This window comes from Streptomyces sp. NPDC031379 (genome assembly GCF_055569615.1).
Window position 1 is genome coordinate 30,065 of sequence record NZ_JBVIIT010000028.1, and the last position, 13,374, is coordinate 43,438.

The following is a 13,374-nucleotide window of genomic DNA, read 5'->3' on the forward strand; positions in this document are numbered from 1 at the left end:
GTGACCAATCGGCGGTTTTCCTGCCCATCGCCCCTTAAATGGTGCGGGTGACCACCACCAACCGCCGCGGGGTGCTGCGCGCGAGCGCCGGGCTCGTCGCCGGCGGTGCGCTCGCCACCGGATGCGGCACCGACCGGACCGCGGCCCCGCCCCGCCCCGAGGCCTCCGCGACCCACCGGGCCGGCCGCCCCGCGGCCACCGCCCAGCAGGCCGCCCCCGCCCCCCGCGCCTACCCCGGGCAGCCCGTGCAGATCACCCACGGCCCGCGCACCCGTCCAAAGATCGCCCTCACCTTCCACGGCCAGGGCGACCCCGCGCTCGCCCACTCCCTGCTGAGCGAGGCCGAGCGGCAGGGCGCCCGCCTCACCGTGCTCGCCGTCGGCAGCTGGCTGGACGAACACCCCGAGGTCGCCCGGCGCATCCTCGACGGCGGCCACGACCTCGGCAACCACACCCAGCGGCACATCGCCGTCAACACCCTCGCCGAGGCGGACGCCCGCCGGGAGATCACCGACTGCGCCGACCGGCTCGCGCGGCTCACCGGATCCATCGGCACCTGGTTCCGCCCCTCCCGGGCACCCGCAGCCTCCCCGCTCGTCGCCCGGCTGGCCCGGGCGGCCGGCTACCCGCACGTGCTGTCGTACGACGTCGACTCCCTCGACCACACCCGCCCCGGCGCCGCCGCCGTCACCCGCAAGGTCCTCGCCGACGTGACCAACGGATCGGTGGTGAGCCTGCACTTCGGATACCCGGACACGGTCGCCGCCCTGCCCGGCGTCCTCCATGAACTCGACCGCCGAGGACTGCGCGCGGTCACCACCACGGAGCTGCTGAGCTGATGCGAACCACGAAAGCCGCCCGCCTGCTGGCCGCCGGCGCCGCCCTCACCGCCCTGACACTGCTGTCCGCGTGCGGCGGCGGGGACCGGCACCGCGAGGACGAGACGCTCGCGAGCAAGGCACCGGTCCAGCCGCAGGTGAGGAAGGCCCAGGTGAACGTGTTGCCCGGGATGCCGCCCGTGGAGGACCCGACCGACCTCTACGCCGCCGACCGCCCGAACCGGCTCTCCCCGGCGGTCCGGGACTTCCCGTCCCGGGTGTACGTCCCCAACACCAACTCCGACACGGTCACCGTCATCGACCCCACGACCTACCGGGTCGTCGAGACCATCCCGGTCGGCCGCCAGCCCCAGCACGTCGTACCGTCCTGGGACCTCAAGACCCTCTGGGTCAACAACGACCTCGGCAACAGCCTCACCCCGATCGATCCGAGGACCGGCAGGGCCGGAAAGCCGGTCGAGGTGCACGACCCGTACAACCTGTACTTCACGCCCGACGGCAAGTACGCCGTCGTCATGGCCTCCATGGACCGCCGGCTGGTCTTCCGTGACGCGCACACCATGAAGGTCGTCAAGGCGGTGCCGGTCAGCTGTTACGGCGTGAACCACGCCGACTTCTCGATCGACGGCCGCTACTTCATCGTCTCCTGCGAGTTCAGCGGCGAGATCCTCAAGGTCGACACCGCGCGGATGAAGGTCGTCGCCCAGGAGAAGCTGCCGTTCAAGGGCGCCATGCCGCAGGACGTCAAGATCTCCCCGGACGGCAAGCTGTTCTACATCGCCGACATGATGGCCGACGGCGTGTGGATCCTCGACGGGGACAGGTTCACCCGACCCCGGTTGCTGGCCACCGGCAAGGGCGCCCACGGCCTCTACATCAGCCGGGACTCCCGCGAGATGTACATCTCCAACCGGGGCGAGGGCTCCGTCTCGATCTTCGACTTCACCCGGAACCGGCTCACCCGGAAGTGGCACCTGCCCGGCGGGGGCAGCCCCGACATGGGCGGAGTCTCGGCCGACGGCAAGGTCCTGTGGCTCTCCGGCCGCTACAACTCCGAGGTGTACGCCATCGACACCCGCACCGGCAAGGAACTGGCCCGCGTCAAGGTCGGCAGCGGCCCGCACGGCCTCGCGGTCTACCCCCAGCCGGGGCGCTACTCCCTCGGGCACACCGGCATCTTCCGCTGACGCGGCGGCGGGCGGGGCCCGGCCGGCGGCGCTGCCGGACCGGGCCCCGGCCGGCGAGGTCATCCCGGCCGGCCCGGACGCAGCAGTGCCTCCGCGCCCACCGGGCGGTACCCGGCCGCCTGGAACGCCCGCAGACTGCGGGCGTTGCCCGGCGCGACCTGCGCCCACAGCGGCTCCGTCGCCAGACACCGGGCGGCGGTCACCAGCTGCCGCCCGAGGCCCGGGTGCCGTCCGGCGCCGTCCACCTCCACCGACACCTCCAGCCGGCCGGCGACCCCGCGCCCCGTCACCAGCACCCCGCCGTCGGCCGCCCAGGCACGCACCTCGCTGCGGCGCCCGCGGGCGTATCGGACACGGGGATGAGCGGGGTCCTCGATCTCCGTCAGCGCGAGCGGCGGCTCGTCCGGCAGCGGCAGACCGACGAGCACCGCGTCGATGGTCTCGGTCCGGCGCCCCGTCCGGTCCATGAGGGCCGCCAGGAACCGCGGGTTCATCGTCGCCGCCAGCGCGTCGCAGTCCACCCCGCTCAGCGTCTCGTACACCCACCGCGGGTCCTCGTCCGTGAAGACCACCGAGTGCGCGGTGAAGGACATCACCCCCGCGTCCCGGGGCGAGGGCTGCGGCACGACCGTGGTACCGCCGTCCGGGGGCGGAAAGGCACCGGCCGCCGCCGCCTCGAGAATGTCCCGCAAGGTCGCCAAGGCCCGCTCCTTGAGTCTCCACCCACTGGAAGGCCCAGACTCGCAGACATGATCGAAGACGGCACCGGACTTCTCACCATCGGCGAGCTGGCCCGCGCCACCGGACTGTCCGTGCGCACCATCCGCTACTGGTCCGACGAGGGTGTGCTCGCGCCGGTGACCCGGTCGTCCGGCGGCTACCGGCTCTACGACGCCGCCTGCGTCGCCCGCCTGGAGCTGATCCGCACCCTGCGCGAGCTGGGGCTCGGCCTGGAGGACGTACGGGCGGTGCTGGCCGGCGAGCGGACCGTGGCCCAGGTCGCGGCCACGCACGTGGCGGCGCTGGACGCGCAGATCCGGTCGCTGAAGGTGACCCGGGCGGTGCTGTCGACCGTGGCGCGACGCGGCTCGACCGCTGAGGAGACGACCCTGATGAACAAACTGGCGCGGCTGTCGGCCGCGGAACGGCAACGCATCATGGAGGAGTTCGTGGCGGAGACGCTGCACGGGCTCGACACCGTGGACCCCGACATCAAGGAGCGGATGCGGAACACCGCCGTCGACCTGGCCGATGATCCCACGCCCGAACAGGCCGACGCCTGGGTGGAGCTGGCCGAGATGCTCCAGGATCCGGACTTCCGGGCCCAGATGCGCCGGGCGGTCGAGTTCAACGCGGCCGACCGGGAGCCCGGGGAACCGCGCGGACGGTCGCTGTGGTTCGCCAAGCGGCTGGTGGAGCTGGTGGCCCCGGCACGCGAGCGCGGTGTCGAGCCCACGGCGCCGGAGGCCGAGGCGGTGCTGCGCGATCTCTTCGGGGACGCCGACCCGGCCGCCGTACTGGAACGCATGACGGCCGGGTTCAACGACCGTGTCGCCCGCTACCGGGAACTGCTCGCCATCGTCAACCGCACACCCGCGCCCCCGCACGCCGAGGACTTCGCGTGGGTGGTCGCCGCACTCCGCGCTCGCACGGGCCGTTAATCTGACCAGCGTCAGTACGCCAGCACGGCATGAGAAACACGAACAAAAGGGGCGGATCGGTGGCGGACATCGAGGAAGCACGCAAGCAGTTCCAGCGGATCGACGGGGACGGTGACGGATTCATCACCGCCGCGGAGTTCAAGTCCGCCCTGGCCCAGGAGGGTGACTGGAACGTCACCGAGACGGTGGCGGAGGCCATCATCAAGTCCCGTGACCTCAACGGCGACAAGGTCCTGTCGTTCGACGAGTTCTGGGCCTACCTGAACAAGTGACGTCCTCGTGAGAGGGCGCCCGTCCCGGACCGAGACGCCACGGGACGGGCGCCCCCTTCGTCATGCCTTCACCCGGCCCGCCGGACCCGTACGCTCCAGCGGCCCCCCTGCCGCTCCAGCGTCAACGGCAGACCGAAGCACCTGCCTACCCGGTCACCGGTGAGGACCGTCTCCACCGGCCCCGAGGCCGACACCCGCCCTTCACGCAGCAGCACGGCGTGCGTCGTACCCGGGGGCAGCTCCTCGAGGTGATGGGTGACCAGCACGGTGGCCAGTTCGGGCCGCGCCGACCGCAGCTCCTCCAGCGCCTCGATGGCAGCGACGACCGCACGGCCCGCCTGTGGGACGTGAGCGATCCGCGCCGCCCGCGACGGCTGGGCCGGCTCGACGGCCACACCGGCATGATCACCTCGGTGGAGTTCGCCCCCGACGGCCGCACCCTGCTCACGGCCGGCCTGGACGGGACGGTACGTCTGTGGGCGGCCGGCGACCCCGCGCGACCGGTCGGACGGGCCGCGCTGACCGGTCTCCGGGGAGGGCTCGCGACCGTCCTCCCCCTCTCGGCACGCGGGGCGATCGTCACACTGAGCAACGACCACACGGTCGAGATCTGGCACACCGACCTGTCCTGGGCACTCGCCCACGCCTGCACCCACGTCCGCGGCACCATCAGCCGTGCCCAGTGGTCCCGCCACTTTCCCGGCCTCGACTACCGGCCGCCCTGCACCGGCCCCGACTGACGGCGGCCACGGGAGGAGCCCCCGCGGTACCGGCCCGGCGCCACCCCGTACTCCCGCTTGAACGCCTTGGCGAAGGCGAACTCCGAGGTGTAGCCGGTGCGGTCGGCCACCTGGCGCAGCGAGAGGTCGTCGTGGCGCAACAGCCGGCCCGCCGTCGTCATCCGCCACCACGTCAGATACGTCAGCGGCGGCTCGCCCACCAGCGCCGTGAACCGGCGGGCGAAGGCCGCCCGGGACAGCCCTCCGGCGGCGCCGAGTTCCGCGACCGTCCAGGGGCGGGCCGGGGCGCCGTGGATCGCGCGCAGCGCCGCCGCGACCGCCGGGTCGGCCAGCGCCGCCGCCCAGCCCCGGTCCCGCCCCGCCGCGCGCTCGCTCTCCCACCAGGCGCGCAGGATGTACAGCAGCAGCGTGTCCAGCAGCGAGGTGACGATCGCGTCGGTGCCCGGCCGCTGCTCCTCCAGCTCCATCCCCAGCAGCTCCACCGCGGCCCGCAGCGAACGGTGGCCACCGACCTGGGCGGGCAGGTGCACGACCTCCGGCAGCTCGGCCAGCAGCCGGTGGGCACGGGCGCGGTCGAGCCGGTAGGTCCCACACAGGGTGACGGTGTCAGGGCAGCCCTCGCGCGGTTCGTCGGGCGGCCCGCTCCAGGTGCCGTCGGGCAGCGGCCGTACGTCCCGCAGCGGTACGTCGAGCCCGCTGGCCAGCCCGTGGCCCAGCCCGTGCGCGAGGAAGACGACGTCTCCCGGCGCCAGCGCCACCGGCTCCCCGCCTTCCGGGATCAGCCAGGCCGAGCCGCGCAGCACCACATGGAACCCGGCCTCGTCGGCGGCGGCGAACCGCAGGCCCCACGGCGCGTACTTGTACCGGCGCGCGGAATGCGGCCGACCGGTGCGCATGGCGGCGACGACGTCGCTGAGCACGTCCATGAGGCGACTCTAGCGAGCAGTCCGATGAAGGGAGACGATCAGACAGGAAACCGAGACAGAAGGACATGGAGCGTCCCCGCAAAGGCACTTAGCGTCGACGACATGACAACCACCGCACGCACAGTGCTCTTTCACGAACTCGGCGGCCCCGACGTCCTCGAGGTCGAGGAGGTCGATCTGCCCGCACCCGGCCCCGGAGAGGTCCTGGTGAAGACCGAGGCGCTGGGCGTCAACCGCGCCGAGGCCCTCTTCCGCGCGGGCACCTACTACTACCGGCCGACCCTCCCGGCCTCCCGCAACGGCTACGAGGCGGCCGGCGAGGTCGAGGCCGTGGGCGAGGGCGTCACCGCATTCGCGCCGGGCGACAAGGTCCTGGCCGCCGCCAACTTCGAACTCAGCGCCCACGGTGTCCACGCCGACCGGGCCGTCCTGCCCGAAAGCGCCCTCGTCCCGCTCCCCGCCGGTGTCGACGCGGTCACGGGCGCCGCCGCCTGGCTGACCTACACGACCGCCTACGGCGCCCTGGTCGAGCGGGCCGGGCTGGTCCCCGGGCACCGGGTGCTGATCACCGGCGCCTCCAGCGGGGTCGGCACGGCCGCGATCCAGGTCGCCCGCCGGTCCGGTGCCGTCCCGATCGCCACCACCCGCACCGGGGCCAAGCGGCAGCGGCTCCTCGACCTGGGCGCCGAGCACGTGATCGTCAGCGAGGACGAGGACGTGGTGAAGGAGGCCCGCAGGCTGACCGGCGGGCGGGGCGTGGACATCGTCCTGGACGCGATCGGCGGGGCCGGCTTCGCCGCGCTCGGCGGTGCGGCCGTCGCGGACGGCACCCTGGTCGGCTACGGCTGGCTCGACGAGCAGCCCATCGTGCTGCCCCGGCAGTGGCCGCTCACCGTCCACGGGTACGCCAACATCGCGCTCACCGGCACTCCCGAGGGCCGCCACCGCGCCGCCCACTACCTCGGCTCCGGTCTCACCGACGGCACCCTGCGCCCCGTGGTCGCCGAGGTCTTCGACGGCCTGGACCGCATCCAGGACGCTCACCGCCTGATGGAATCGAACCGCCACACCGGGAAGATCGTCGTACGGCTCTGACCCCGCTCACCCGATTGCCGCGCGGTCGGAATACACCCCCGCCCCGCCGGGTTGACGCCCCCGTAGAGACGCATGCACATGCATGCATCGACCTCCCGGAGGGCGTGTCATGAAGATCGGCATCATCGGCGCGGGCAACATCGGCGGCAACCTCACCCGGCGGCTCACCGCCCTCGGCCACGACGTGTCCGTGGCCAACTCGCGCGGCCCCGAGACGCTCAAGGAACTCGCCGAGGAGACCGGGGCTTCCCCGGTCCGCGCCGAGGAGGCGGCCAGGGGCGCCCAGGTCGTGGTCGTCACCGTCCCCCTGAAGGCGGTTCCGGGCCTCCCCTCCGGCCTGCTGGACGGCGCGGCCGAGGGCGCCGCGGTGATCGACACCGGCAACTACTACCCGCAGCGCGACGGCCGGATCGCGGCCGTCGAGGACGAGGGCCTCACCGAGAGCCGCTGGACCGAACAGCACCTCGGCCACCCGGTGATCAAGGCCTTCAACGGCACCTACGCCCAGGACATCCTGGACCGCCCCCGCCCCGCGGGCGACCCCGAGCGCATCGCCCTCCCGGTGGCCGGCGACGACGAGGCGGCCAAGCGGACCGTCCGCGACCTGATCGACGAACTGGGCTTCGACACCGTCGACGCGGGCGGCATCGACGACTCCTGGCACCAGCAGCCGGGAACCCCCGTGTACGGCCTCCGGGCAGGAGTCGAGGGCGTGAAGAAGGCCCTGGCGGCCGCCTCCCCGGAACGGCCGGCGGACTTCCGGGCCTGAGCCGGACGCCCTGCCACCGGCAGACCCGGACCGTCCGGCGGCCGGCCCGGGCACGGGATCGCCGGGCGGTGTCGCACCGCCGCCGGGCCCGTTCCACCGAATGCCGAGTTACCCGGCCGACGCGGGACGCGGGCCCCTAGGATGTGAGGCTCCAGGGCGGTGAGATGAGGGGGGCCCGTGTTCGAGACGGCCAAGGCTGCGCACACCGACCAGGACGAGACCGTTCCGTCCGTCGACGTGTTGGTGTCCATCGACGGCGGACCGCCCACGGGCGCGGGCGACATGGGCATCTTCGGCCGCAACGGCGGCGACGCCTCGCTCCGGCAGATCCCGGTGGCGATTCTGCGTGACAACCTGCAGCGCACCGTCGACGCACTGCAGCAGGTGCTCGGCAGCCTTCAGGTGCCGGACGCGGGCATGCCGCTGCGCCAGGCCCAGGTGTCCTTCGAGATCACCGCGAGCGGAGGCATCGCCCTGGTCGGCACCTCGGCTCAGGTCGGAGCCAAGGGAGCGATCACGCTGACCTTCGGTGCGTGACGGGCCGTCGGCATGAACGGCACCCACCGCGCCCTGCTCATCGGCGTACCGAACTACCGCGACGAGGCCATCGACGACCTTCCGTTCGTGGTCGACGACATGACGGAACTGGCGGACGTCCTGGCGGACGCCGGCTATCACGTGACCGTCCACGACACCGAGGAGACCGACCTCGACGGCATCGACTCGGCCGTCGAGGCGTTCTTCCAGGACGCGGCCCCGGGCGAGACGCTGCTGCTCTACCTCAGCGGCCACGGCATCCACCACGACAGCAAGGACTACCTGGTGCCCAAGGGCGCGCGCACCAGGTCCCACGACTTCCGCCGCCGATGTCTCCCGCTGGATTTCGGCGGGTACGTCGAGCGCAGCCGGGCCGGTGACGTCATCGTCTTCGTCGACGCCTGCCGCGAGGGCATCGATCTCAAGGAGATGGCCGGGATCAACGCGGCCGGCTGGTCCGACATGAAGGTGGCCCGCACCGGCGAACGGCACTACTGCCACGTCTACGCCTGCTCCCCCGGGGAGCGCGCCCGCTACACCACGGCCGGGAACACCACCTTCAGCATCTTCTCCCGTGCCCTGAGCACGGTGGTGGCCGACGAGGCCGGCCCCGGCACCGTGCGGGAACTCAAGGAACGACTGCAGAGCGCGACGGACGAGCTGACCGCAGAGCACAACTGTCCCCGGCAGCAGATCAGGGTGCAGACCGAGTCGGACATCGACGAGTTCGTCGTCTTCCCGCGGGCCGACCGTGATCTGCCCGGGGCCGTCGGAGAGCATCCCTGGGTCACGGCGGCGCGCGCCCATCCCGCCTGGCAGCAGGTCGGGGACGGCCCCGACAGCGAGAACCTGCGGGCTGCCGCCGTCTCGGTCGTCGCCCATGTGGCCGGGCAGGCCGACCGGGACGAGGCGCGGCTGACCGCCGACCCCTGGCGGCCCGTCGAGTTCGCCGAGCGCATGAGCGACCGGGTGGGCTGGCTGCTGTCCAAGGTCCTCAACCCCGAGAAGCTGGCGCTGTCTCCGGCCGAGGCGGCCCTGATGGTCGTCGTGCCCTACCTGTATGTGGCCTGCGCGAACCGGTCGGCGGCCCAAGCGCTGGTGGCCGACCCGGAGAACCTCGGCACCGCCGAGTCCCCCACCCCCGAACGGGCGGCCTACGAGCACTTCTTCACCGGCCGTCCCCGGCTCGTGCGCCGAGCGGAGCTGTCCGCCCGTTCCGCCCGGGCCGACGGGGCGTCCGGCATCGCCTGGTGGCTGTTCCGCCGCTGGCTGGCCGAGCAGCCCGGCGACGCCCACGACCAGGTCCTGGCCGGCCTGCTCGGCCCCGTCGAGGAACTGCTGGAGGACCTCCCGGCCGGCTCCCACCGGACCCTCGTCGCCGAGCTGCTCGAGGGTGACGCGCTGCCCACCCTGCTGCGCTGCCTGCGCAGTTCCTTCGATGCCACCGTCGTGCGGTCCGAGCGTCAGCTCGCGGCCGGATCGGGCGCGGAGCAGCACCTGCGCGTCCAGCTCCTGGTCGTCCTGCTGACCGTGGCGCACCATCTCGCGATCGACCCGGTCCTGCTGCCCGACGTGATCGTCGACCATCTGAGCATCAGCTACGCCGTGGACCTCGCCGAGCTGCACACCACCATCCGGACGGCGCGCTGGGACCCGCGAGGTCGCACCCGCGTCCTGAACGCCGCCTGCCGGCATCCCGCGGTCGGGCTCGCCCTGCGGCAGCAGGCCGAGGCGGTCGACGCGCTGCTGGGCGCCGTCGACGTCCAGGTCGGCAGCGACCCCCGGCTCGCCCCGCTGCGCGACCTGCCGGTGCACGCCACCGCCGACCAGGTGCACGCGGCGGCGGACTCCCGCGGCAGACCCGTCTACGAATCCACCGATCTGCGCTTCCGGCTCGCCGACGACCGCATCCAGGAACTCCTCATGGGCGAGCAGCTCTACGGCGATCCCGCCCTGGCGATCAGGGAGCTGTACCAGAACGCACTGGACGCCTGCCGCTACCGCGGCGCCCGGACCGCCTACCTGCGCCGCCAGGGTGCCCAACTTCCCGACTGGCAGGGACGGATCACGTTCGTCCAGGGCGTCGACGACGTCGGCCGTCCGTACGTCGAGTGCACCGACAACGGCATCGGCATGGGGGAGCGTGAACTGCGCGAGGTCTTCTCGCACGCCGGCAAGCGCTTCGCCGACCTGCCCGAGTACCACGACGAGTTCGCCGCCTGGCGGGCCGAGGGCATCGAGCTGCATCCGAACAGCAGGTTCGGTATCGGCGTGCTCAGCTACTTCATGATCGCCGACGACATCTCGGTGACCACCTGTCGCCTGGACCGGGACGGGCACCCCGGCCGCCGCCTCCAGGTGGACATCGCGGGTCCGGGCTCCCTCTTCCGCATCCGGCATCTGGGTCGCGGCTACGACGCCTGCACCACCGTGCGCCTCTACCTCCGCCCCTCCGACCGTCCGCTCTCCTGCACGGATCTGCTGCGAAGGCTGCTGTGGATCTCCGAGTACGAGGTCGTCGCGGAGGAGGCGGGGACCAGGCTGGAGTGGCAGCCGAACGTGTTGTCGGCCGTGGCGCCGTTGGGCGGCTCGGACCCCTACTCCGTCGAGGCCGCGCGGGTGGAGGGCGCGCGGGTGGATGCCACCTCGGGCCCTGAGGTGTGGTGGGCCAGTACCCACGGCGGTGTGCTCGCGGACGGCGTCTGGGTGGGGGAGCGGTTGTTCGGTGCCGTCGTCAACCTCACCGGGCGGTACGCGCCCCAGCTGACCGTCGACCGCAGACGGATGCTGGGCCATGACCGGGCGCACGTCGCCGAAGTGCTGTACCAGGAGATACCGGCCCTGCTGCTGGAGCAGGGCCAGGTGCTGGATCACGGCTGGCTCTCGGAACTGGTGATGCACCGGCCGGCGCTGGCCGACGCGGTCCATGACGCCGTGGTGCGGGCCGCATACCGGCCGTGGGTGGTGAACGGCCACGAACTGGACGTGACGATGGTGGGCTGCTTCCCGGCGGACGTGGGCCTGATCCTGACCGACGACTCGCTGATGCGCGGATTCGTCGGCGCGAGCGTCCCGGCGGCCGTCCAGGACTGGCGCACACTCAGTTGGGCGGCCGCCGGTGCCATCGCCGGGGCGACCGTCGTCGATCCCGTCGCGCTGCCGGTCGCGCGGCCGACGGACGATGCCGTGCTCGCCGCGGACGGGAGTGCGGCGAACGCCTCACCGAACGACAGACAGGGCAGCACGTGGCTCAATCCCACTGGGCCGGTGCCGCTCGGGCATGTGCTCAGAACAGCACAGGATCTGCGGCGCTCCCCACGGGAGGTGGCGGCACGCCTGGCGGAGCTGGGGTTGCGGCTCGCAGAGGGGGTGCGGGTGCCCGAGACCGTCGACCCCGAGGACCTCGTGCTGCTCAGCCGGGGCAGGGACGGACGACCGCCGTGGACCGCCGATACGTCACCCGTGCCGCTGGGCCATGTGCTGGCGGCCGCCACCACGCTGGGCCGTGCGCCTCGAGCGGTGGCCCAGCGGTTGGCGGAGTGGGGGCTGCGGCCGGCGGAGGGCGTGGTGGTGCCCGAGGCGGCGGACCCGGACGACCTCTTCCTCCTCCGTTTCGCCCGTCGCCAGGCAGAGCCCGCGTGGCTGGACGATGCCGAGCCGGTACCCGTGACACACCTGCTGTCCTGTGCCGAGGCTTCGGGGTGGTCTCCCGCGGTGGTGGCGGCGCGACTGGCGGCCCTCGGGCTGAAGATCCCGCCGGGCCTGACGCTGCCGGACAGTGCCCTGCCCGTCGATCAGAGGCTCCTCGGTGTGGGTGGGTACGCGCCACCGTTCGACTTCTCTGCGCCGGTTCCGCTGGGCCATGTACTGGAGGTCGCCGAGCGGCTGGACTCGACGCCGCAGGCCGTGGTGTCGCGGTTGGAGAAGTGGGGACTGCGCCTGCCGGAGGGCGTGCGTGTGCCCGAACGGGTGCGTCCGGAGGACCTGATCGTGCTCAGCCGTGACCTGGACGGCGTCGGGCCCTGGCTGGACTCGTCGGCTCCCGTTCCGTTGGCGCAGGTGCTGGTGGCCGCGCACGTCCTCGGGTGCCACCCCGAGGACGTGGCACGGGGACTGACGGAGCTGGGAGTCCCCGTCCTCGACGATCCGGTGGTCCCCGAGGTCTTCGATCCCAGCGATCTCGTCTACCTCAGCAAGAGCCTTGACGGGCAGGAACCCTGGCTCGACTGGGGCGCTCCGGTGTCCTTGGGGCACATCCTGTTGAGTGCTGAGCGGACCCGGCGTCGCCCCGCGGAGGTCGCTGCCTTCCTGGCGGCGTGCGGTCTGCGAGTCCCCGAGACGGCCCTGCCCGAGCGGGTGGACCGAAGCGACCTCGACCTCCTCAGCCGGGACAGAGACGGTGACGCGCCCTGGCTGGACTGGCGCGCGCCGGTTCCGTTGACGCACGTGCTGGCGTGTGTGGTCAAGCTCGGGCGCCGTCCCCACGATGTGGCGACGAGATGTGCGGAGCTGGGCGTCACGTGCTCGGACCGGGCAGTGGCGCTGCTGGAGCGCATGACGTGGGAGGATCTCCGTTTCGTGAACAGCGTCGGCTCGGGTGCCGCGTGGCTGGAACAAGGAACCCCGCTGAAGTTGCGGTACGTCTCCCAGTTCGCCGTCCAAGGCGGTCAGCCGCTTCCGGAGACCGCCGAGCGTCTCGTCCGGCTCGGTTTCGTCCTCGCCGGTGACGTCGTCTACGGCTGACGGGCGGGCATCGGGGCCGTCACTCCCGGGCGGCCCACCTGCGCAAGGAGGCCTTGTCGGCGAAGTCCGCCACGTTCTTGTCGTGGGGCTCGGAACTGTACTGGTGGAACCGCCATTTCGCCTTGATGCGGGGTTTGCCCGCGGTGACGTAGTCGGCGATCCACAGGCCGTCGCCGGCGTAGGAGGTCGTGTCGACGGACAGCCAGAAGTGCCGGTTGCAGTAGAGGACGACCCGGTTGTCCGGGCGCAGCTCCTTCAGCTTGCGGATGAAGCGGTCCTTCTCCGCGTTGCCGGCGTGGGTGCCGTCGCCGGTCGTCTCCCAGTCGACGGCGAGCAGGTCGCCGGGGCGGTCCGGGGCGTGGCGGACGAAGTACTCGGCCTGCGCGGTGAGGTTGCCCGGCCACAGGAAGTGGTAGAAGCCGACGACCAGTCCGGCGTCACGGGCGGTCTTCGTCTGGGCGGTGAGTCGGGGATTGACGTACGAGCGGCCCTCCGTCGCCTTGATGAAGACGAAGGAGAGGCCGTCCGTGTCGTACGACGAGGATTGGTACGCGCTGACGTCGATGCCGTGCAGCATGGGCAACTCCATGAAGCGCTGGTGGGGG

At 72.4% G+C, this 13,374-nt stretch carries 12 protein-coding genes and 1 pseudogene; 9 read left to right on the top strand and 4 right to left on the bottom strand.

All coding sequences use genetic code 11. The features are described from left to right. The first annotated feature begins 38 nt into the window (after window positions 1–38). Window positions 39–839: a polysaccharide deacetylase family protein gene (locus ACZ5CW_RS33605; protein ID WP_468608152.1), complete on the top strand. Its 801-nt coding sequence runs from the start codon at window positions 39–41 to the stop codon at window positions 837–839. Beyond that, window positions 839–2,026: a YVTN family beta-propeller repeat protein gene (locus tag ACZ5CW_RS33610; protein WP_468608154.1), complete on the top strand. Its 1,188-nt coding sequence runs from the start codon at window positions 839–841 to the stop codon at window positions 2,024–2,026. The genes ACZ5CW_RS33605 and ACZ5CW_RS33610 overlap by 1 nt, the downstream gene beginning before the upstream one ends. A gap of 59 nt (window positions 2,027–2,085) precedes the next feature. On the opposite strand, the gene ACZ5CW_RS33615 is transcribed toward ACZ5CW_RS33610, so the two are convergent. Beyond that, window positions 2,086–2,727, bottom strand: a complete 642-nt coding sequence (locus ACZ5CW_RS33615) for a GNAT family N-acetyltransferase (protein ID WP_468608156.1) — start codon at window positions 2,725–2,727, stop codon at window positions 2,086–2,088. A 48-nt stretch (window positions 2,728–2,775) separates the two neighbouring features. Here ACZ5CW_RS33615 and ACZ5CW_RS33620 point away from each other — a divergent pair, with 48 nt between their 5' ends. Beyond that, window positions 2,776–3,687, top strand: coding sequence for a helix-turn-helix domain-containing protein (locus ACZ5CW_RS33620; protein ID WP_468608158.1), 912 nt, complete (start codon window positions 2,776–2,778; stop codon window positions 3,685–3,687). Window positions 3,688–3,746: 59 nt separating this feature from the next. Next, complete coding sequence (locus tag ACZ5CW_RS33625) at window positions 3,747–3,959, top strand: EF-hand domain-containing protein (RefSeq protein ID WP_468608330.1); 213 nt, start codon at window positions 3,747–3,749, stop codon at window positions 3,957–3,959. Window positions 3,960–4,027: 68 nt separating this feature from the next. On the opposite strand, the pseudogene ACZ5CW_RS33630 reads toward ACZ5CW_RS33625, so the two are convergent. Continuing rightward, a pseudogene (locus tag ACZ5CW_RS33630) lies at window positions 4,028–4,273 on the bottom strand (ABC transporter ATP-binding protein); the annotation flags it as partial. Between the two features lie 87 nt (window positions 4,274–4,360). On the opposite strand from ACZ5CW_RS33630, the gene ACZ5CW_RS33635 reads away from it, so the two are divergent. Beyond that, window positions 4,361–4,699 (top strand): hypothetical protein, encoded by a 339-nt coding sequence (locus tag ACZ5CW_RS33635; protein ID WP_468608160.1) that lies wholly within the window; start codon window positions 4,361–4,363, stop codon window positions 4,697–4,699. Here the strand turns inward: ACZ5CW_RS33635 and ACZ5CW_RS33640 are convergent. After that, on the bottom strand, window positions 4,669–5,625 hold the full coding sequence (locus ACZ5CW_RS33640) for an AraC family transcriptional regulator (protein WP_468608162.1): 957 nt from the start codon (window positions 5,623–5,625) through the stop codon (window positions 4,669–4,671). The two genes, ACZ5CW_RS33635 and ACZ5CW_RS33640, sit on opposite strands and share 31 nt — an antisense overlap. A gap of 102 nt (window positions 5,626–5,727) precedes the next feature. On the opposite strand from ACZ5CW_RS33640, the gene ACZ5CW_RS33645 reads away from it, so the two are divergent. The 4 genes from ACZ5CW_RS33645 (at window position 5,728) to ACZ5CW_RS33660 (ending at window position 12,769) form a co-directional block, all read left to right on the top strand. Continuing rightward, window positions 5,728–6,720, top strand: coding sequence for a zinc-dependent alcohol dehydrogenase family protein (locus ACZ5CW_RS33645; RefSeq protein ID WP_468608164.1), 993 nt, complete (start codon window positions 5,728–5,730; stop codon window positions 6,718–6,720). A 109-nt stretch (window positions 6,721–6,829) separates the two neighbouring features. After that, a complete protein-coding gene (locus tag ACZ5CW_RS33650; protein ID WP_468608166.1) occupies window positions 6,830–7,489 on the top strand; it encodes an NADPH-dependent F420 reductase in 660 nt (219 codons plus the stop codon). Between the two features lie 177 nt (window positions 7,490–7,666). Continuing rightward, complete coding sequence (locus tag ACZ5CW_RS33655; protein WP_468608168.1) at window positions 7,667–8,026, top strand: Pepco domain-containing protein; 360 nt, start codon at window positions 7,667–7,669, stop codon at window positions 8,024–8,026. A gap of 12 nt (window positions 8,027–8,038) precedes the next feature. Beyond that, window positions 8,039–12,769 (top strand): wHTH domain-containing protein, encoded by a 4,731-nt coding sequence (locus ACZ5CW_RS33660; RefSeq protein ID WP_468608170.1) that lies wholly within the window; start codon window positions 8,039–8,041, stop codon window positions 12,767–12,769. 19 nt (window positions 12,770–12,788) lie between these two features. Here the strand turns inward: ACZ5CW_RS33660 and ACZ5CW_RS33665 are convergent, their stop codons facing one another. After that, on the bottom strand, window positions 12,789–13,346 hold the full coding sequence (locus tag ACZ5CW_RS33665; RefSeq protein ID WP_468608332.1) for a glycoside hydrolase family 25 protein: 558 nt from the start codon (window positions 13,344–13,346) through the stop codon (window positions 12,789–12,791). Window positions 13,347–13,374: the final 28 nt, after the last annotated feature.

Coding starts and splice junctions, on each gene's coding strand:
- ACZ5CW_RS33605 (WP_468608152.1), top strand. CDS start 39: ATGGTGCGGGTGACCACCACCAACCGCCGCGGGGTGCTGCGCGCGAGC.
- ACZ5CW_RS33660 (WP_468608170.1), top strand. CDS start 8,039: ATGAACGGCACCCACCGCGCCCTGCTCATCGGCGTACCGAACTACCGC.
- ACZ5CW_RS33640 (WP_468608162.1), bottom strand. CDS start 5,625: ATGGACGTGCTCAGCGACGTCGTCGCCGCCATGCGCACCGGTCGGCCG.
- ACZ5CW_RS33665 (WP_468608332.1), bottom strand. CDS start 13,346: ATGCTGCACGGCATCGACGTCAGCGCGTACCAATCCTCGTCGTACGAC.
- ACZ5CW_RS33620 (WP_468608158.1), top strand. CDS start 2,776: ATGATCGAAGACGGCACCGGACTTCTCACCATCGGCGAGCTGGCCCGC.
- ACZ5CW_RS33650 (WP_468608166.1), top strand. CDS start 6,830: ATGAAGATCGGCATCATCGGCGCGGGCAACATCGGCGGCAACCTCACC.
- ACZ5CW_RS33635 (WP_468608160.1), top strand. CDS start 4,361: ATGATCACCTCGGTGGAGTTCGCCCCCGACGGCCGCACCCTGCTCACG.
- ACZ5CW_RS33610 (WP_468608154.1), top strand. CDS start 839: ATGCGAACCACGAAAGCCGCCCGCCTGCTGGCCGCCGGCGCCGCCCTC.
- ACZ5CW_RS33645 (WP_468608164.1), top strand. CDS start 5,728: ATGACAACCACCGCACGCACAGTGCTCTTTCACGAACTCGGCGGCCCC.